This is a genomic window from Streptomyces sp. NPDC006309 (assembly GCF_040613095.1).
GTDB lineage: Bacteria > Actinomycetota > Actinomycetes > Streptomycetales > Streptomycetaceae > Streptomyces.
In genome coordinates this window covers 255,121-272,971 of the sequence record NZ_JBEXRO010000001.1, presented here as the reverse complement: position 1 = coordinate 272,971, position 17,851 = coordinate 255,121, and the positions used below count along the sequence as shown (strand labels likewise).

The window sequence follows — 17,851 nt, the reverse complement described above, 5'->3', positions numbered from 1 at the left end:
AACCGGAGCCGAACGGCTCTTACCGCGTGGGCGTAGTGTCCCGTGATGTGCGGCACGCATCACCCTGGGTGAGGCAACCGCTTGCCCTGGGTGCCCGTCTAACTGATTGAGATTGAGGCGATTCGGGGGAAACATTCCGTGACTAGGGGGAAGTGTGACCGTCGTGACGCAGCCTGATGTGAGCGTGATCATCGGGGCGTACGAAGCAATGCCGTACCTGGTCGAGTGCCTGGCATCCGTCGAGGCACAGACCATCGATCCGGGGCGGATGGAGGTCATCGCGGTCGATGACGGCTCGACGGACGGCACCGGGGAGTGCCTGGAGGAGTTCGCGGCCCGCGTGCCGATACCGGTCACCGTCATCCGCCAGGAGAACTCCGGCGGCCCCAGCGGGCCGCGCAACGTCGGCCTGGCCAAGGCGACCGGACGCTACGTCTTCTTCCTCGACGCCGACGACCGGCTCGGCCCCGAGGCCCTGGAGCGCATGGTCGCCATGGCCGACCGGAACGGCACGGACGTCGTCCTCGGCCGCGTCGAGGGCGTCAACCGCACCGCCCCCAAGTCCATGTGGGGCGAGACCCTCGACCGGACCGACGTCTTCTCCTCCAACATCAAGTTCACGCTGAGCGCGCAGAAGCTGTTCCGCCGCGCCCTGCTGGACCGGCACGGCATGCGGTTCGACGAGTCCCTGTGGACCGGCGAGGACGCCGTGTTCACGCTGGAGGCCTATCTGCGGGCGGACGGCGTCTCCGTGGTCGCCGACTACACCTGCTACTACCTCGTCGGCCGCGACGACGGCAAGCACGTCACCAAGACCGGCGGCTACGCGCTGCGCTTCGACTCCGCGCGCGCCCTGATGAAGCTGATCGCCGACATGGTCCCGGCCGGCGACAGACGCGACCTCCTGATGGTCCGGCCGTTCCTCATCACGCTGCTGCCCCAGTTCGGCCCCAAGTTCCTGACCGACGACGAAGAGGTGCGACGGCACAAGTTCGAGCTGGCCAAGCCGCTGATGGACGCCTACTGGACGCCCGGCGTGGCCCGCCGGCTCAAGGTCCACGAGCGGCTGCGGCTGCACCTGGTCGCCATGCAGCGCGCCGATCTGCTGCTGGACGTGGTCAAGTTCGTCAAGGCCAAGAAGCAGGCCGCCGCCGTCCTGGAGAAGCGCGGCACCCGCCTCTACCTCATCTATCCGCACTTCCGCTCCCCGAAGGCCCGCATCCCCGACGAGATGTACCTCGCCGACGCCCGCGAGGCACGCGCCTTCGAGGGCTACCGCGAGGCCGCCGCCAACTCCTTCCCGCGCCGCGCCCTGCGCAAGATCCGCCGGATGCTGCCCGGCAAGGGCTTCGGGACGGGCGCGGCCTGACGGCCCGGGCCGGCCGTCCTCGCCGGTTCCGGCGTGTGTGCGCGGACAGCCGCCGAGGGGCCGGCCGCTGTCCGCGCACCGGACCGTCGCCTGCCCGTCGGTCCCCTTCGCGTAGATTGCTGCCACGCGCGAGGAAGTGGAGACAGCACGTGGCAAGCGCAAGGCAGGCCGTGGGCGAGGCCCGCAGGATCGTCGTCAAGGTGGGTTCCTCGTCGCTGACGACCGCCGCGGGCGGCCTGGACGCCGACCGCGTCGACGCGCTCGTCGACGTCCTCGCCAAGATGCGCGGCGGCGGGGAGAAGGAGATCGTCCTCGTCTCCTCCGGCGCCATCGCCGCCGGCCTCGCCCCGCTGGGCCTGCGCCGCCGCCCCAAGGACCTCGCCCGCCAGCAGGCCGCCGCCAGCGTCGGCCAGGGCCTGCTCGTCGCCCGCTACACCGCCTCCTTCGCCCGCTACGGCGTCCGTGTCGGCCAAGTTCTCCTCACCAGCGACGACATGAGCCGCCGCGCCCACCACCGCAACGCCTCCCGCACCCTCGACAAGCTGCTCGCCATGGGCGCCGTCCCGGTCGTCAACGAGAACGACACCGTCGCCACCGACGAGATCCGCTTCGGCGACAACGACCGCCTCGCCGCCTTGGTCGCCCACCTCGTCCACGCCGACCTGCTGGTCCTGCTCTCCGACGTCGACGGCGTCTACGACGGCGACCCCGGCAAGCCCGGCACCTCCCGGATAGCGCAGGTGAGGGGCCCGGAGGACCTCGCCGGTGTCGACATCGGCAGCACGGGCAGGGCAGGCGTCGGCACCGGCGGCATGGTCACCAAGGTCGAGGCCGCCCGGATCGCCGCCGCCGCCGGCATCCCGGTGGTGCTGACCAGCGCCGTCCACGCCGCCGACGCCCTCGCCGGCGGCGACACCGGCACCTACTTCCACCCCACCGGCAAACGCTCCGCCGACCGTCTCCTCTGGCTCCAGCACGCCTCCACCCCGCAGGGCGCGCTCGTCCTGGACGACGGGGCGGTGGACGCCGTCGTACGGCGGCGCACCTCCCTGCTGCCCGCCGGAATCGCCGCCGTGGAGGGCGACTTCAACGCCGGCGACCCCGTCGAGCTGCGGGACGCGACGGGCCGCGCGGTGGCCCGGGGCCTCGTCAGCTTCGACGCCAAGGAGATCCCCCGGCTGCTCGGGCGTTCGACCCGCGAGCTGGCGCGCGAGCTGGGCCCGGCTTACGAACGCGAGGTCGTACACAGGGACGACCTGGTGCTCCTGCACGCGTGACGCTCGCAAGACCGCTCGGACGCCGAACCACGCGGACCGCCCCCGGTGGGGGACGTTCCGTAAAACCACCACGCGGAGCCGTGGGGCCTGCTCAACTTTGTCCCGGGGACATGTTGAGGGGACACGGTCCGGCAAGGGGTCCTGCGGGCCGTGCGGGCACGCGCGGCATGCGCGGCATGCGTGAAGGAGGCCGTCGTGAGACGAGCGCGCCCTGGGGCGGCGTCCCGCGGTGCTCTGACGAGCGTCGCGGCCGGTGACACCTATGAGGAGCCCAGGGACCTGCCCCGGCTGTGGCACGTCACCCTCAGCGTCTCCGGGAGGAAAGTCCCCCTGCCCGAGCTGCGGCGGGCCCTGGAACAGCTCGCCCACGACCATCCCTTCCTGCTGACCAGCAGATACGCGACCGACCACGCCGAGATCCGGTACTGGGAGGAGGCCCGCGACCTGCACGACGCCGCCGCCGTGGCGCTGCGGCTGTGGGGCGAGCACCGCCAGAGTGCCGGACTGCCGTCCTGGGAGATCGTCGGGCTGGAGGTCATCGACCGCGAGACCTACCACCACCGCATCGCCGAGGGCTACGGCCCCGCACCGGCGTCCCCGGTCGGCGTGCACCCGTTCTGAGCCGGAGCACGGGCGCGCCGGAGCACGGACGGCTGGAGCACGAGCGGCCGGAGCACGGACGGCTGGAGCACGAGCGGCCGGAGCACGGACGGCTGGAGCACGGGCGGCCGGCGGACCGGCCCGGGAACGGTGCCCCTGGAGGTTCACCCCTTTTGCGGTGTCTCGGGGTGTGGGACGGCCGCTGAACGGCCGCGCCCCGCGCACTACCCTTCCCCCATGACCACGCTCTCGCCGTACGACTCGATGTCCCCGGTCACCCAGGCCGCCTACCGTGCCAAGGCCGCCGCCGCCGACCTCGCGCCGCTCCCGCGCGCCGTGAAGGACGACGCGCTGCTCGCCATCGCCGACGCCCTGGAGGTCCGGACCGCCGAGATCGTCGAGGCCAACGCCGAGGACGTGGCCAGGGCCCGGGAGGCCGGCACCAGCGAGGCCATCGTCGACCGGCTCACCCTCACCCCCCAGCGGATCCGCGCCATCGCCTCCGACGTCCGTGACGTCGCGAAGCTGCCCGACCCGGTCGGCGAGGTCGTCCGCGGCTCCACCCTCCCCAACGGCATCGACCTGCGCCAGGTCCGCGTCCCGCTCGGCGTCGTCGGCATCATCTACGAGGCCCGCCCCAACGTCACCGTCGACGCCGCCGCCCTCTGCCTGAAGTCCGGCAACGCCGTCCTGCTGCGCGGTTCCGGCTCCGCCTACGCGTCCAACACCGCCCTGGTCCGGGTGATCCGCGACGCCGTCGGCGGCGCCGGGCTGCCCGCCGACGCCGTCCAGCTGGTGCCGGGGGAGAGCCGCGACTCCGTGCGCGAGCTGATGCGCGCCCGCGGCCTGGTCGACGTCCTCATCCCGCGCGGCGGCGCCTCCCTGATCCGGACCGTGGTCAACGAGTCCACCGTCCCCGTGATCGAGACCGGCACCGGCAACTGCCACGTCTACGTCGACGCCCAGGCCGACATCGCCATGGCCGTCGAGATCCTGGTCAACTCCAAGGCCCAGCGGGTCAGCGTCTGCAACGCCGCCGAGACCCTCCTCGTCCACCAGGACATCGCCGCCGAGTTCCTGCCGCGCGCCCTGGACGCCCTCGCCGAGGCCGGCGTCACCGTCCACGCCGACGAACGGGTCATGGCCCACGCCAAGGGTTCCCGGGCCACCGTGGTCGAGGCGACCCCCGAGGACTGGGAGACCGAGTACCTGTCCCACGACATCGCCGCCGCCGTCGTCGACTCCCTCGACAAGGCCGTCGAGCACATCCGGCTGTGGACCTCCGGCCACACCGAGGCCATCGTCACCACCTCCCAGCAGGCCGCCCGCCGCTTCACCCAGCTGGTCGACTCCACCACCGTCGCCGTGAACGCCTCCACCCGCTTCACCGACGGCGGCCAGTTCGGTTTCGGCGCCGAGATCGGCATCTCCACCCAGAAGCTGCACGCCCGCGGCCCGATGGGCCTGCCGGAGCTGACCAGCACGAAGTACATCGTCACCGGTGACGGGCACGTACGCCGCTGACCCCCCGCCCGCGACGCCGTAAACCGGGACGGCGCGGGTGTCCGGAAAGGCGTCCCGCCAGGCGGACGGAATTCCGTACCGTCTGCCCAAACCGACCCCCCAGGTCTACTCTGGTTCCGTGCCGGAGGACGTGGGGGGCACGCCGTTCCCTGACGGCTGGGAGCCCGACGACGACCACGACCACGGGGTGCCGGACGACGAGTTCGCCTCCGTGGTCCTCGACGAGGCCTTCGTGCGGGCGGCCACGGTCCACGAGCCGACCGCCGTCGAACGCCTCCTGGCGGCCGCCCGGGCCAGAGCCGAGGCTTCCGAGGCCGAGGCCCGCCGCGCGCACCCCCGCCGCGAACGCCCCGGCGACGGCCCCGGCCCCGAGGGCACCGGATCCGGCCAAGATCCGGACGACGACGAACTGGACGGCACCTACGTCCTCGGCGGCCACCGCGGCCCCTACGGCCCCTTCGGCAAGCAGGTCCGCTGGCACCGCCCGGTGGCCTGGATGCTCGCCCTCGTGATGGGCATCGGCATGCTCGCCCTGGCGTTCGCCGCCGTCTACCGGGGCGGCTCCCCGGGCACCCGGGACCAGGTGCCGGCCCCCGCCTCCACCGGCCGGGAACAGGGCAGCGCCGCCGCTCCCTCCGTTCCCGCCGGAGCCCCCCGGACGACGGCCCCGGCCGCCCCGCGCGCCCCCTGAACGATCCGCCCGCCCTTGGTGAGAACCTGTCAGAAGTTGTCCCGTAGCAGGGCGTTTACCGGCGCCCCACGAGACCTACCCTGAAGGTATGGGCGGGCGTGGAGACCCCCCGGAGGGGACACCCGAGGGCGGTCCCCCCGGCGCCGAGGACGAATACCGATCCGTCGTGTTCGACGAGTCGTTCGTCCGGGCTGCCCGCCTCCAGGAGTCCTCCGCCGAGGAGCGGATGGCGGACCACGCGCCCGCCGTACGCCGCCGCCCGCCCCTGCACCGCGGGCTCACCCGGCAGGTCCTGGTCCTCGTCGTACTCATCGCCGTCGCCTTCGGCACCGCGGTCTACCTGGGCGTCCGCCACTCCGCCGGCTCCCCGCAGGCCCGGCGCCCCCCGGCGCCCCTGCGGATGACGGTCGTCCCGCTCGCCCCGCAGGGCCGGGTGCCCGGCGCCGCCGACCCCGAGACGGTGTACGCGCGCAGCCCCGCCGCCCACTTCGACACCGGCGCCCAGGGCATACCGCTGCCCGCCTCCCGGGCCACGGCCCACTTCTCCGACAGCCAGGTGGTGGCCGCGCTCACCACCGCCAAGGACTACCTCGTCCGCTCCTCGCTCTACCCCGAGGTGCTCACCGGCCGCGAGGTGAGTCCCGCCCGGGCCCTGCTCGACCCCGACCAGCTCGACCAGTTCGACCGGAGCTTCGACAAGCCCGCCGCGGACGGCCGGCACGCCCCCACCGGCTGGGTGATCCGTCTCGACCCCGCCCGGGCCCGGCTGGCCGACGACCGGATCCGCGTCCAGGGCAGCCTGGAGGCCGCCGAGACCGACCCGGCGACGCTGGAGGTCACCACCGACCACACCTTCGTCTACGCCCTGCGGCCCACCGGTGCCGCCGCCGGCGCCCCCGTCTCCCTCTTCACGGTCCGCCGCCAGCTGACCTTCCGCTTCGACCGCACCGACCTGCGCACCCACCAGGTCCAGCTGACCGCGTCCTACGTCCAGGCGGGCCCCCTGGCCTGCGCCGAGGACTCCACGGCCTACCTCCGCCCCCTCCTCGCCGGCCAGACCGCCCGCTCGGGAGGCCCCGCGGGCACCGACCCCTACGAGACGGACCACCCGGCCGTGCTGTGCGGAACGCTGTCCTCGGGCGCCCAGCCGACGGTGTGAGCGGGCCGGCCGACGGTGTGAGCGGGCCGGCCGCGCTACTCCTCCCGGTCCCCGCTCGCGGTGTCCCCCTTGGCGGGCGGCGGGCTGCGGAAGCCGTCGAAGCCCCGCCGGACCCGGCCGCCCAGGTCGCCCGCGCCGCCCGCGAGGTCCGTGACCAGCTTCATCAGCGGATCCTTGGAGTCCTTCGCATCGCCGGCGTAGCTGGCCGCCGACTCACGGAAGGAGGCGCCGACGGAGGTGTCCTTGTCCTCGTCGCGCCGCGGGTAGTGGCCGTCCATGATCCGCTGGTGCTCCCGGGACTCGGCCCACTTCTTCAGCTCCGCGGCCCGCACGGTGGTGAACGGGTGCGAGCGGGGCAGCACGTTGAGGATCTTCAGCACGGAGTCCCGCAGATCGCCCCCCGAGTCGTACTCCTCGGCCTGCTCCAGGAACGCGTCCACGTTCATCTCGTGCAGATGGTTGCCACCCGCGATCTTCATCAGGCCCCGCATCGAGGCCCGCACGTCCTGGCCCACCAGCAGGCCGGCCCGGTCCGCGGACAGCTCCGACTTGCGGAACCACTCCCGCAGCGCCGTGACGATCGCCATGACCGCCATGTTGCCCAGCGGGATCCAGGCGACCTTCAGCGCGAGGGACGTCAGGAACAGCAGGATCGTGCGGTACACCGAGTGGCCGGACAGCGCGTGTCCCACCTCGTGCCCGACGACCGCCCGCATCTCCTCCTCGTCGAGCAGTTCCACCAGCCCCGTGGAGACCACGATGACCGGCTCGTCCAGGCCGATGCACATGGCGTTCGGCTGCGGGTCCTGCGTGACGTACATCGGCGGGACCTTCTCCAGGTCCAGGATGTAACAGGCGTCCCGCAGCATGCCGTGCAGGTGCGCGAACTGCCGCTCGGAGACGCGCACCGAGTCGGACAGGAACAGCAGCCGGAGGCTCCGCTCCGGCAGCAGCCCGCTGAGCGCCTTGAACACGGCGTCGAACCCGGTCAGTCTGCGCAGCGCCACCAGAGCCGAACGGTCGGCCGGATGCTCGTACGCGCGCGAGGAGATCCCCGGGAAGCGCCTGCGCTGCCTGCTCGGCACGCGCTCGGTCCCCGGGTGCTGCCGGCCGTCGTCGGACATGTCTTCCCCCATGTGCGTGTGAGTGCCCACTGTGGTCCCCCCGAGGCGGGGCCCAGCCTAGGCGGAGATACCGTGGACGGGCAGTACACCGAAGGAGTCCGCCCATGGAGCACCACCCCGCAGCCGCCCGGCTGACCGAGGCCGCCGCCGTCGCCGTCCAGCAGCACGGGACGGGCAACCTGCTCCGCGTCGTGCTGGTCGTGATGGTCCTCGGCTGCGCGCTGACCGCCTGGTTCCTGCTGCGCGGCTACAAGCGCAAGGACGACTGACCACCGGGGAAAGTTCCCGCCACCCCGCCGCGTCCCGCCGCACCCGGCCGCGTCCTCGCCGTCCGCCCCGGGCGTGGCCGCCGGAGCCCGGCCGTCCCAACGGCGGAGTCGGCGTGATCGGCGCGGGGGCGCCCGATTACGATGAGCCGACATCTTTACTCCGCCCACACGCGATAGGTCCTGCCGAAGATGAGCTTCCACAGCGCCGCAGCCCAGTTGGTCACCCTCGCCGCCGAGGGCGGGGAGCACGGCGGGAACCACAACAGCCTGAACCCGGCCCTCACCGGCGGCGGCGCCCTGTTCGTCCTGCTGCTCCTGCTGTGGATCACCACCCGCTTCAACCGCGACCGCTGAGCCCGGACCCGTCCCCGGCCGGACGCCGCAGGCCGGGCCGGTAGGGTCTGCACGCATGGGAGAGCAGGACATGCCTACCGGTCCGGCGCACGAGTCGGCCGGCGACACGGTGAAGCATCCGCAGCACGGACCGGGCAACGGTCCCGCCCTCACGGGCAGGCGGCGCCTGGGCGTCATGGGCGGAACCTTCGACCCGATCCACCACGGACACCTCGTGGCGGCCAGCGAGGTCGCCGCGCGGTTCCAGCTGGACGAGGTGGTGTTCGTGCCCACCGGCCAGCCGTGGCAGAAGTCCCACCGTGACGTCTCCCCGGCCGAGGACCGCTACCTGATGACGGTCATCGCGACCGCCGAGAACCCCCAGTTCTCCGTCAGCCGCATCGACATCGACCGCGGCGGCCCCACCTACACCGTGGACACCCTGCGGGACCTGCGCGCCCTCAACCCCGACACCGACCTGTTCTTCATCACCGGCGCCGACGCCCTCGCGCAGCTGCTGACGTGGCGCGACTCCGAGGAGCTGTTCTCCCTCGCGCACTTCATCGGCGTCACCCGCCCCGGCCACCAGCTGAGCAACCCCGGCCTGCCGGAGGGCGGTGTCTCGCTCGTCGAGGTGCCGGCGCTCGCCATCTCCTCCACGGACTGCCGTGGGAGGGTCGCCAAGGGGGACCCCATCTGGTACATGGTGCCGGACGGAGTGGTGCGCTACATCGACAAGCGCGAGCTGTACCGCGGCGAGTGAGCCGAGAGGGGCACCGGTGAACGACCGATACGACGCGGGGGACGCAGCCTACGGCGCCGGCCCGTACGAACTCGTCGGCTACGACGAGTACGGCCGGCCCATGTACCGGCAGATCCCGGCACAGCAGGCTCCGCAGGCGGCCTACGACCCGTACGCCCAGCAGCAGGGCTACGGCCACGACCCCTACACCACCGGCCGGCAGCCGCAGGCCCCCGCCCACGACGCCGGCCACCAGCCGTCAGCCTACGAGCAGCCCTACGGCTCCCAGACCCCGTACACCCCGCACGACCCCTACGACCCGTACGCCCCCGGCCCCCAGGCCGCCCCGGGCCAGGACCCCTACGGGCAGGCGGCGAACGGCGGACAGCAGCCCCGGGCCGCCGAACAGACCGCCTACATCCCGCAGCAGGCCGGCCCCGCCGAGGACACGCGGTCCGCGCGGGAGGAGGAGCCGGCCCCCGGCGAACGGGATCACCAGGGCGACCCGTTCGCCTTCGCCGAGGATCCGGACGGTGACCCCGAGGACGTCATCGACTGGCTGAAGTTCACGGAGAACCGCACCGAGCGCCGCGAGGAGGCCCGCCGCCGCGCCCGCGGCCGGATCATCACCCTCCTCGTCGTCCTCGCCCTCGTCCTGACCGGCGGCGCCGGCTACCTCTGGTACGCCGGAGACCTGCCCGGCCTGTCCTCCTCCGGCGGCAGGACCGGCAGCGCCACACCGGTCGCCGCCCAGAAACGGGACGTGATCGTCGTCCACCTGCACAACACCGGCAAGGGCGGCACCTCCACCGCGCTGCTGGTCGACAACACCACCACCAAGCAGGGCACCACCGTCCTGCTGCCCAACGCCCTCGCGCTGACCGGCGACGACGGCTCCACCACGACCCTCGCCAAGTCCGTGGACGGCGACGGCGCCTCCGGCACCCGGGACCAGCTCGACACCGTCCTCGGCACCAGCATCCAGGGCAGCTGGCGCCTGGACACCCCCTACCTCCAGAACCTCGTCGAACTCGTCGGCAACATCGAGGTCGACACCGACACCGACGTGCCCGACCCGGACGCCGGGAAGAAGGGCACCGCCCCGCTCGTCCACCGGGGCCACGAGCAGACCCTCAGCGGCAAGGCGGCCGTGGCCTACGCCACCTACCGCGCGGCCGGCGAGTCCCAGAACGCCCAGCTGCAACGGTTCGGGCAGGTCATGCAGGGCGTACTGCGCAAGATGTCCTCCGACCCGTCCTCGGCCACCACCACCGTGCAGACCCTCGCGCAGATCCTGGACCCGCCGCTCACCGACAAGGACCTCGGCGCCTTCCTCGCCCGTCTCGCCGACCTCGCCAAGAACGGCGCCTACAGCACCACGCTGCTGCCCGTGCGGACCGACGGCACACTCAGCGCGCGGACCAGCGACAGCGTGGTGAAGGACATCCTCGGCGGCACCGCGAAGAGCCCCGCCTCCGGCTCCGCCGTCCGGGTCTCCGTGCAGAACGCCACCGGCGTGAAGGACGACACCGACAAGGCCCGCGTCGTGCTCCTGAACGGCGGCTTCACGTTCCTGGAGGGCGGCAGCGCCTCCGGTACCCAGGCCACCTCGAAGGTGGTCTACGCCGACGCCGCCCACAAGGCGGACGCCACCGAGGTCGCCAAGACCCTCGGGCTGCCCGCCGGCTCCGTGACCCGGGGCACAGTCTCCTCCGGCGCCGACGTCTCGGTGATCCTCGGCGGCGACTACCGGCCCTCCGCCTCCTGACGGGGGGCCGCCGCCCGGCCCACCCGGCCGGGGCACCCCACGTGAGGCCGTCATCACGTGGGGTGCCCCCGGCGGTCCGTGAGACCCTTGAAGTCACAAGTCCGCCGACGGAAAGCCATGTAGTGACCGCCACCGACCGTTCTGTTCACCTCATCAACACCGCCGCCCAGGCGGCGGCCGACAAGCTCGCCCACGACGTCATCGCCTACGACGTCAGCGACGTGCTGTCGATCACGGATGCCTTCCTGCTGGCCTCCGCGCCGAACGACCGCCAGGTCAAGGCCATCGTCGACGAGATCGAGGAGCGCCTGTCGAAGGAACTCGGCGCCAAGCCGGTCCGCCGCGAGGGCGACCGCGAGGCCCGCTGGGTGCTGCTCGACTACGTCGACATCGTCGTCCACGTCCAGCACAGCGAGGAGCGGGTCTTCTACGCCCTGGAGAGGCTGTGGAAGGACTGCCCCGAGCTGGAGCTGCCCGATGACGCCAGGGCCACCCGGGGCAAGGGCGAGGAGCACGCCCGCGAGCGCGCCGCCGGGGCCGACCAGGAACCGGGCGGAGACTGGTCGTGAGCGCCACCGGTGAGGTGACCGACCCCAGGAACCGGGGCCGCCGCATCATCCTGTGGCGGCACGGCCAGACCTCCTGGAACTTGGAGCGCCGCTTCCAGGGCTCCACCGACGTCGAGCTGACCGAGACCGGCGTCGGCCAGGCCCGCCGCGCCGCCCGGCTGCTCGCCTCCCTGCGCCCCGACGCGATCATCTCCTCGGACCTCCGGCGGGCCGCGTGCACGGCCGCCGAGCTGGCCGCCCTCACGGGCCTCGACGTCATCCGCGAGGAGGGCCTGCGCGAGACCTACGCGGGCGTCTGGCAGGGGCTGACGCACGAGGAGATCATCGCCCGCCACGGCGAGGAGTACGCCGCCTGGAAGCGCGGCGAGGCGGTCCGCCGCGGTGGCGGCGAACTGGAGAGCGAGGTCGCCGACCGGGCCGCGCCCATCGTGCTGCGGCACGCCGAGAAGCTGCCCGAGGACGGCACGCTCGTCGTCGTCAGCCACGGCGGGACCATCCGCACCACCATCGGCCGCCTCCTCGGCCTGGAGGCCCGGCACTGGGAGAGTCTCGGCGGCCTCTCCAACTGCTGCTGGTCCGTGCTGGGCGAAGGCGCCCGCGGCTGGCGTCTGCTGGAGCACAACGCGGGCACCCTCCCGGAGCCCGTTCTCGGCGACGACGACTGACCGTCCCGGAGCCCCGACCCCGGATTTCACTTTCCGGCTGGTCACAGGCTAAAGTTCTTCTTGTTCGCCCCGCCGAGCGGGAAGAACACCAGGGGCTATAGCTCAGTTGGTAGAGCGCCTGCATGGCATGCAGGAGGTCAGGAGTTCAATTCTCCTTAGCTCCACAGATCGACACTCTGTCGAGTTGTCAAAGATCGGTGATGAGGTTCCCGTCCCCTCAGGGGGCGGGAACTTCTGCGTTCGTCCTCGTGTGCCGGCCTCCACCGCCGCTCTCTGCGTTCCCGCAGCGGCGCTGTCTTCGCCCGTGCCTCCTCGTCCTCCGGGGGTGGACCACGATCCGGCACCCCGGCATCCCGTCGACGGTCAGCTGATGGGTGCGGCGGCATTCGGCACACCGTTCCTGAACCGGCTTGAGTCTTCCGGGGTCCGCTGCCGTATAGGTCCGCGGAGGTCTTCTCCGTGTGCGCCTGCGCGCTGGCCGGGACGGCGGCGGTGGGAGCTGTGTCCGGACTGGTACTGAGGCGTCGCTGACCGTATTGGTCCGGCCGTGGCAGAATCAAACGGCCGGAAGGGGGCGCTGCCCGACGGGAGGGAGTAGCGATGCCTGCGAGCATCCTCGAGGAGGGGGACCACCTCCTCGGTGCCGCGTTGATACGGGACACGACCACCCGGCTGAGCTGCCCTTCCTGCGGTTCCGCGCACGTGGCGCAGGTTCTCGGCGACAACGGCGGAATCTCCTACGTGTGCACGGCCTGCGGCCACAGCTGGAGCTGATCGATGGGGGCACACAGGCGGAAGTGCGACTGGTGCGGGAGCGGGACGCCGATCGTCCGGGACATGGAGCCGATCAATCCCGACTACCAGTACTGGTGCGAGGAGTGCGCGCGGGCGCTGATCATAAAAGGCGACCCGATCGAGACGTACCGGGAACTGGAGGGCGAGCCGATCTACGGCCGGCTCCTGGAGGAGCACTGCACGCTCAAGAGGTTCTACCAGTTCGTCACGGCGTGACGCGGACCGCACCGGACCCGGCCCTCGGCGACGATGTCCGGGTCAGTGCGAGGAAGAGCACACCAGCCCCTCCGTAGAGGGCCGAGAGCGCCAATTCGGCCCCTTTCAGACGCAGTTCCGGGCGGCCGGTGCCGTGGTGCACCCACCAGGGGGCGTACGAGCAGAAGACCAGCAGCGTGCCCAGCGCCGCCGCCCGGTGCCCGCGCGTCCACAGGAACAGCACCACGGGCACGCACCACACCCAGTGGTGGGTCCAGGACACCGGGCTGATCAGCAGGGCGGTGACCGCGCAGCCGCACACCGCGAGGGCCCGCCGGCCCCGCAACTCCGCCCCCGCGGCCAGCGTGAGCCCCACGGCGGCCGTCAGGGCCGCGCAGACCGCCCAGAGCGCTCCCGGGTCGGGTGTGTGCAGGAAGCGGGCCAGAACGCCGCGCAGGGCCTGGTTGGCGGTGTCCTCGGCGTGACCGGCCCGGCCCGCCAGGAACACCGCGTCCGTCCAGAACCGCCAGGAGTCGTACGGCAGGACGGCCGCCGCGAGCAGGGTCGCCCCGGCGAACGTCACGGCCGCCCCGCGCGCGTGCCGCAGCCACGGCCCCCCGTCGCCGCCCCGCAGGCGGGCCGTGACCCCCGTGGCGAGCAGGAACACGGGGAACAGCGCGGGCGTCAGCTTCACCGCGGCGGCCAGCCCCAGACCCAGTCCGCTCCAGCGGTCGTACCCGCCGGCGGGGCGGCGGGTCAGGTCCCACAGCACCAGGACCGCCAGCAGCAGGTTGACCTGGCCGTAGCGCAGGGTCGTCCACACCGGCTCGCACCACACGGCCGGCGCCGCGACCCACCAGACGGTCTCCACGCGCGCGTGGCCGACGAGTTTCAGCGACAGCCGTACGAACGCCAGCAGCAGGGCGAGGTTGCCGGCCGTCGCCAGCGCGCGCAGGACGGCCGTGTCGAGCAGGGGCAGCGGCGTGAACAGCAGGGCCGCGAACGGCGGGTAGGTGGCCGGCAGGTGCGCGGCCGTCGCCCGCAGCGCGTACAGGTCGCCGCCGGCGCGCACGGCGGCGCCCTCGGCCCGGTAGACCATCAGGTCGATCATCGACACGCGCGCGGTCCGCTGCGCGGCCCAGAACGCCGTGAACGACAGCAGGCACACCCCCGCGGCGACCGGCATCCGGCGGTGGGCTGCGGAGAACGCGATCACGGGCACGAAGGCGGACAATACCGCGCCGACCGGGGCACAGCGGGAACCGATTTGGTACCGCACCCCAGGGACCGTGTAATGTTGGCGTCGCCGCCGGGGAAACCGGGCGGAACGCAGAACGCGCGGTTCCACCGCGTGGCGGCAAGGGGCTATAGCTCAGTTGGTAGAGCGCCTGCATGGCATGCAGGAGGTCAGGAGTTCAATTCTCCTTAGCTCCACAGAAGTCGAAGGCGGACCATCCCACGGATGGTCCGCCTTCGGCGTGTTGCGCCCTGTGCCGCACACCACGGGAACGCATGAACGGCGGCGGGTCACCCGGACCGGGTGACCCGCCGCCGTGTCTCAGCGGCCCAGTGCGCGCCGGCCGCGGCCCTGGGAGAGAACCGGCAGGTTGCGCGCCGGCGCCTGCCCGCGCGTGTCCTCCTCCAGGCGCAGCGCCAGCGCCGGGCAGCGGCGCACCGCGCGCAGCGCCTTCGCCTCCGCGTACCGGGGCACCTGCGCCTGGGCGACGGTCGGGAAGCCGTCGGCGCCCAGTTCGAACACCTCCGGAAGGATGTCCGCGCACAGCCCGTGGCCCCGGCACAGCGTCCAGTCGACGTGGATCTTCTGGCGGCTGCCGCCGGCCTCCTCCGGCTCCGCGCCGCCCGGGATGCCCGTGGGGCCCCTGCCCCCCTCGAAGAGCGGCAGAACGCCCGCCACCGGCCGCCCGCAGCCGTTCCCGAGGACATGCGCGGCCAGGTCGTCGGTGAACGCCTTGATGGTCGACTCCAGGAACATCGCCGAGCCGTCCGGGTGGGAGCACGCCCCGCGCCGCTTGACGTTCTTCGCGACCTGCTTGAGCGCCTCCAGGGCGGCCGGTCCGCCGCCGTTGAGGATGTCCTCCAGCCCGCGCGCGGCGGCGGGCAGTCCGAGGTAGCAGGGGCCGCACTGGCCGGCGCTCTCCTCGGCCAGCCACTGCGCCACCCGCAGCGACTCGCCCAGCGGGCAGGTGTCCTGGCTGATCGGCAGGATCGCGCCCGCGCCGAGCGAACCGCCCACCGCGTCCAGCGAGTTGCGGGAGACGATCGCCTCGTCGACCGTCGCCGCGTCGATCCACTTGCCGTGGTAGCCGCCGGTCAGCACGCCCTGCGGCACCGGCGGGGCGCCCGCCAGCTGGAGCACGTAGCGCAGCGGCACGCCGGTCGGGACCTCGATCACCATCGGGCGGGCCACCGCGCCGGACACGGTGAGCATCACGGTGCCCGGCTCGTCGTACAGGCCGGTGTTGCCGTACCGCTCCGGGCCGATGCGGGCGGCGATGGCCAGCTGCGCGAACGTCTCCGCGTTCGACAGCAGCGTGGGCGCCCCGCCGACCCCGCTCTGCGAGGCGCTGATCTTGCGGCCGGGCGGGATCGCCGGGCCGCCGTCGACCGAGCGGATCAGCGAGGCGGCGGCGCCGGTGACCATGCGCACCGGATTGCGCTGCACCCACGCGCGCAGCGCCGATCTACGGCTGTTGCTCAGGCCCCGCTCGGCGAGCGCCGCCTCCATGGAGCGCTGGGTGGACTCCCGGGTGACCCCGATGACCAGGGTGCGCGCGCCGAGCGCCTCCGCGCACAGCAGCGCGCCGTCCAGGATCAGGTGCGGGGCGCGGTTGATCAGCACCGTGTCCTTGCGGCAGGCGGGCTCGTCCTCGCTGCCGTTGACCACGACGACCGGCCGCACCCCGCGCTTGATCGCCGCCTCGGCGACCGAGCGCAGCTTCTTGTGGAAGGGGAAGCCGGCGCCGCCGCGGCCCCGGAGGTTGATGCGTTCGGAGAGCTGGGCGAGCTGCTCGCCGCCCAGCGGGTCGAGCGGCCCGTGCACCTTCAGGTGCATGGGGAGGTCGAGCCGCTCCACAAGGTCGAAGCCCGACGTGAGCTGGGGAAGCCCGACCACGCGGACCTCGGGGACGTCGGGCAGGGCCTCGTTCACTTAAAAGCCTCCGGAAGGCGTGTTCCAAGGTTCGCCCGAACCCGGCGTGTCGTAGGACGCGCCGGGCAGCGTTTCGGTGGCGGGACCGCTGTTGTACGTGTCACTCGGGTTGTACGTGCCGTAGGGGCCGTTTGTCTCACCGGTGTCGTACACGTCACTTCCGCCGTATCCGCCGGCGCCCGGATTGCCGTAGACCGGAATGGTGTATCCGGTGTCCTGGAGCGGGTCGTACGCGGACGGCGGGGCCTCGCCGACCGGCGGCGGGGACGGGACCGGCCAGCTGCCCGAGGTGCTGGAGGGGCCGTCCACGCGCGGGACGGCCTCCGTGGGCCGGAGGTCCAGCGGCAGGTCCATGCGGGCCGTCTCGCCGGGCACGAACGGGCTGCCCGGGAACGCCCCGCCCGGGATGCCCGGCGTCGACACCGCGCGGTAGGCCGCCGCGAAGCCCGCGGCGGGATCCGGTGCGGGGGCCGCGGGGGACTGGTACAGCGGCGCGGTGGAAGCCGCCGGTCCGGTGGGCGGCGGCTTCGCCTCCCGCCGGCTGCCGTAACCGGGCAGCGGCTCGGATGCCCGGGAGCGGCTGGCGTCCAGCTCGTCCAGTCCGGGCCGCTCGGAGCTGCCGAACAGCGCCACCAGCCGGTCGGCGACCTTGCGCTTGACGGGCCGCGGGGCGGCGCGCAGCGCGAGGGCGCCCATCACACCGAGCAGGGACAGGCTGTAGAGGATCACGAAGACCGGCTTGGCCGCGCGACCCGCGTAGAGCCCGTGGACCAGCGCCGCGCACCAGGCCGGGTAGGCCAGCATGTGCATGGCCCGCCAGCGGGCGGCGACCGGAGCCGGGGCGGCGAAGTTGCTGCGCAGCGCGCCGGTGATGCCCACGAAGATCATCAGCAGGCCGGCCAGGGAGCCCAGTCCGATCAGGCCGCCGATCCCGGTGACGCCCAGCGAGAACGGGATGACCGCGGCGATCAGCCGGGTGTGGTCCAGCACGATCTTCGTGGTGATGTGCAGCAGCAGGAACGCGATCGAGGCGACCGCGGTGGTGCGGTGCACCGCCTGGCCGACGATGCGCTGCCGCGTGTTCAGGAAGATCCGGTCCTGCGCGAACAGGCCCCAGATCACCGAGCAGCTCAGCGAGACGAGGGACAGCACGCCCGCGCCGAAGTTCAGGAACTCGCGGAACTGGCTGCCTCCGACCAGCACGGCCACGGGTATCAGCAGCAGGACGACAGCGGACGCCACCCCATAGGCCGAGCGGCCCGGTTTCGGGAGCGAGCTGGTACTACGACGAGGGTTCATGGGGGCAACTCCGAGCAGTTTCGGGAAAGCGGTCCCGCTGCCGCACTCTAGGTGGCGCCATACCGATCAGTACGGGGTTTCAGTCATCGCGTTGTGATCAACGGACCATGCGACTGGAGCGGTGTCCCTGGGGGACGGTACGCCTGGTCATCGTTGACCTTCATTCAGTTCCGGCGGGCTGCGTGACATGTCCCTCAGGCATACGGAAGCGCGTCGCCGCTTGCTCAAGGGCTGCGGTACCCTAACGCCATGCGTGCCGTACGCCTTCTGCTTAGCGGGCCGCGCTGATCAGTACCGACCCGG

At 72.6% G+C, this 17,851-nt stretch carries 18 protein-coding genes and 2 tRNA genes; 16 read left to right on the top strand and 4 right to left on the bottom strand.

Annotation, left to right across the window (positions count from 1 at the left end):
- Positions 1–208 precede the first annotated feature (208 nt).
- The 6 genes from ABZ117_RS01255 (at position 209) to ABZ117_RS01230 (ending at position 6,620) form a co-directional block, all read left to right on the top strand.
- Positions 209–1,369 (top strand): glycosyltransferase, encoded by a 1,161-nt coding sequence (locus ABZ117_RS01255; RefSeq protein WP_356816628.1) that lies wholly within the window; start codon positions 209–211, stop codon positions 1,367–1,369.
- Positions 1,370–1,539: 170 nt separating this feature from the next.
- Complete coding sequence (proB, locus tag ABZ117_RS01250) at positions 1,540–2,646, top strand: glutamate 5-kinase (protein WP_356816627.1); 1,107 nt, start codon at positions 1,540–1,542, stop codon at positions 2,644–2,646.
- Positions 2,647–2,841: 195 nt separating this feature from the next.
- Positions 2,842–3,267 (top strand): hypothetical protein, encoded by a 426-nt coding sequence (locus ABZ117_RS01245; RefSeq protein ID WP_356816283.1) that lies wholly within the window; start codon positions 2,842–2,844, stop codon positions 3,265–3,267.
- A gap of 216 nt (positions 3,268–3,483) precedes the next feature.
- Positions 3,484–4,770, top strand: a complete 1,287-nt coding sequence (locus ABZ117_RS01240; protein ID WP_356816282.1) for a glutamate-5-semialdehyde dehydrogenase — start codon at positions 3,484–3,486, stop codon at positions 4,768–4,770.
- Between the two features lie 118 nt (positions 4,771–4,888).
- Positions 4,889–5,461, top strand: coding sequence for a hypothetical protein (locus tag ABZ117_RS01235; RefSeq protein ID WP_356816281.1), 573 nt, complete (start codon positions 4,889–4,891; stop codon positions 5,459–5,461).
- Positions 5,462–5,549: 88 nt separating this feature from the next.
- On the top strand, positions 5,550–6,620 hold the full coding sequence (locus tag ABZ117_RS01230; protein WP_356816280.1) for a hypothetical protein: 1,071 nt from the start codon (positions 5,550–5,552) through the stop codon (positions 6,618–6,620).
- A 35-nt stretch (positions 6,621–6,655) separates the two neighbouring features.
- On the opposite strand, the gene ABZ117_RS01225 is transcribed toward ABZ117_RS01230, so the two are convergent.
- Positions 6,656–7,744, bottom strand: a complete 1,089-nt coding sequence (locus ABZ117_RS01225) for a M48 family metallopeptidase (protein WP_356816279.1) — start codon at positions 7,742–7,744, stop codon at positions 6,656–6,658.
- A 104-nt stretch (positions 7,745–7,848) separates the two neighbouring features.
- Between ABZ117_RS01225 and ABZ117_RS01220 the strand changes: the two genes are divergently transcribed.
- From ABZ117_RS01220 to ABZ117_RS01180, 9 genes are all read left to right on the top strand, one after another.
- The gene (locus tag ABZ117_RS01220; RefSeq protein WP_356816278.1) at positions 7,849–8,013 is read left to right on the top strand and encodes a hypothetical protein; all 165 of its coding nucleotides are present in this window, start codon (positions 7,849–7,851) and stop codon (positions 8,011–8,013) included.
- A gap of 189 nt (positions 8,014–8,202) precedes the next feature.
- Positions 8,203–8,367 carry a hypothetical protein gene (locus ABZ117_RS01215; protein WP_356816277.1) on the top strand — a complete coding sequence of 55 codons (165 nt, stop codon included), beginning with the start codon at positions 8,203–8,205 and terminating at the stop codon, positions 8,365–8,367.
- Between the two features lie 55 nt (positions 8,368–8,422).
- Positions 8,423–9,109, top strand: a complete 687-nt coding sequence (nadD, locus tag ABZ117_RS01210) for a nicotinate-nucleotide adenylyltransferase (protein WP_356816276.1) — start codon at positions 8,423–8,425, stop codon at positions 9,107–9,109.
- A gap of 16 nt (positions 9,110–9,125) precedes the next feature.
- Positions 9,126–10,856, top strand: a complete 1,731-nt coding sequence (locus tag ABZ117_RS01205; RefSeq protein WP_356816275.1) for a LytR C-terminal domain-containing protein — start codon at positions 9,126–9,128, stop codon at positions 10,854–10,856.
- A 122-nt stretch (positions 10,857–10,978) separates the two neighbouring features.
- On the top strand, positions 10,979–11,425 hold the full coding sequence (rsfS, locus tag ABZ117_RS01200) for a ribosome silencing factor (protein WP_356816274.1): 447 nt from the start codon (positions 10,979–10,981) through the stop codon (positions 11,423–11,425).
- The gene (locus tag ABZ117_RS01195) at positions 11,416–12,090 is read left to right on the top strand and encodes a histidine phosphatase family protein (protein WP_356816626.1); all 675 of its coding nucleotides are present in this window, start codon (positions 11,416–11,418) and stop codon (positions 12,088–12,090) included. Before rsfS ends, ABZ117_RS01195 begins: the two co-directional genes overlap by 10 nt.
- Before the next feature lie 91 nt (positions 12,091–12,181).
- Positions 12,182–12,254 (top strand) — tRNA-Ala (locus tag ABZ117_RS01190).
- A gap of 436 nt (positions 12,255–12,690) precedes the next feature.
- Positions 12,691–12,864, top strand: a complete 174-nt coding sequence (locus ABZ117_RS01185; protein WP_356816273.1) for a hypothetical protein — start codon at positions 12,691–12,693, stop codon at positions 12,862–12,864.
- Positions 12,865–12,867: 3 nt separating this feature from the next.
- Positions 12,868–13,101 carry a hypothetical protein gene (locus ABZ117_RS01180; protein WP_030653820.1) on the top strand — a complete coding sequence of 78 codons (234 nt, stop codon included), beginning with the start codon at positions 12,868–12,870 and terminating at the stop codon, positions 13,099–13,101.
- On the opposite strand, the gene ABZ117_RS01175 is transcribed toward ABZ117_RS01180, so the two are convergent.
- Positions 13,091–14,266, bottom strand: a complete 1,176-nt coding sequence (locus ABZ117_RS01175; protein ID WP_356816625.1) for a glycosyltransferase 87 family protein — start codon at positions 14,264–14,266, stop codon at positions 13,091–13,093. The genes ABZ117_RS01180 and ABZ117_RS01175 overlap by 11 nt on opposite strands.
- Before the next feature lie 175 nt (positions 14,267–14,441).
- Between ABZ117_RS01175 and ABZ117_RS01170 the strand changes: the two genes are divergently transcribed.
- Positions 14,442–14,514 (top strand) — tRNA-Ala (locus ABZ117_RS01170).
- A 124-nt stretch (positions 14,515–14,638) separates the two neighbouring features.
- On the opposite strand, the gene ABZ117_RS01165 is transcribed toward ABZ117_RS01170, so the two are convergent.
- Positions 14,639–16,249, bottom strand: coding sequence for an NADH-ubiquinone oxidoreductase-F iron-sulfur binding region domain-containing protein (locus ABZ117_RS01165; protein ID WP_356816272.1), 1,611 nt, complete (start codon positions 16,247–16,249; stop codon positions 14,639–14,641).
- Positions 16,250–17,548: a cytochrome b/b6 domain-containing protein gene (locus tag ABZ117_RS01160; protein ID WP_356816271.1), complete on the bottom strand. Its 1,299-nt coding sequence runs from the start codon at positions 17,546–17,548 to the stop codon at positions 16,250–16,252.
- Between the last annotated feature and the right edge of the window lie 303 nt (positions 17,549–17,851).

What these genes read in the sequence shown, in the direction of transcription:
- ABZ117_RS01255 (WP_356816628.1), top strand. Translation starts at nt 209, where the DNA reads ATGCCGTACCTGGTCGAGTGCCTGGCATCCGTCGAGGCACAGACCATC.
- ABZ117_RS01240 (WP_356816282.1), top strand. Translation starts at nt 3,484, where the DNA reads ATGACCACGCTCTCGCCGTACGACTCGATGTCCCCGGTCACCCAGGCC.
- ABZ117_RS01230 (WP_356816280.1), top strand. Translation starts at nt 5,550, where the DNA reads ATGGGCGGGCGTGGAGACCCCCCGGAGGGGACACCCGAGGGCGGTCCC.
- ABZ117_RS01225 (WP_356816279.1), bottom strand. Translation starts at nt 7,744, where the DNA reads ATGTCCGACGACGGCCGGCAGCACCCGGGGACCGAGCGCGTGCCGAGC.
- ABZ117_RS01220 (WP_356816278.1), top strand. Translation starts at nt 7,849, where the DNA reads ATGGAGCACCACCCCGCAGCCGCCCGGCTGACCGAGGCCGCCGCCGTC.
- ABZ117_RS01215 (WP_356816277.1), top strand. Translation starts at nt 8,203, where the DNA reads ATGAGCTTCCACAGCGCCGCAGCCCAGTTGGTCACCCTCGCCGCCGAG.
- nadD (WP_356816276.1), top strand. Translation starts at nt 8,423, where the DNA reads ATGGGAGAGCAGGACATGCCTACCGGTCCGGCGCACGAGTCGGCCGGC.
- ABZ117_RS01185 (WP_356816273.1), top strand. Translation starts at nt 12,691, where the DNA reads ATGCCTGCGAGCATCCTCGAGGAGGGGGACCACCTCCTCGGTGCCGCG.
- ABZ117_RS01180 (WP_030653820.1), top strand. Translation starts at nt 12,868, where the DNA reads ATGGGGGCACACAGGCGGAAGTGCGACTGGTGCGGGAGCGGGACGCCG.
- ABZ117_RS01175 (WP_356816625.1), bottom strand. Translation starts at nt 14,266, where the DNA reads ATGCCGGTCGCCGCGGGGGTGTGCCTGCTGTCGTTCACGGCGTTCTGG.
- ABZ117_RS01160 (WP_356816271.1), bottom strand. Translation starts at nt 17,548, where the DNA reads ATGAACCCTCGTCGTAGTACCAGCTCGCTCCCGAAACCGGGCCGCTCG.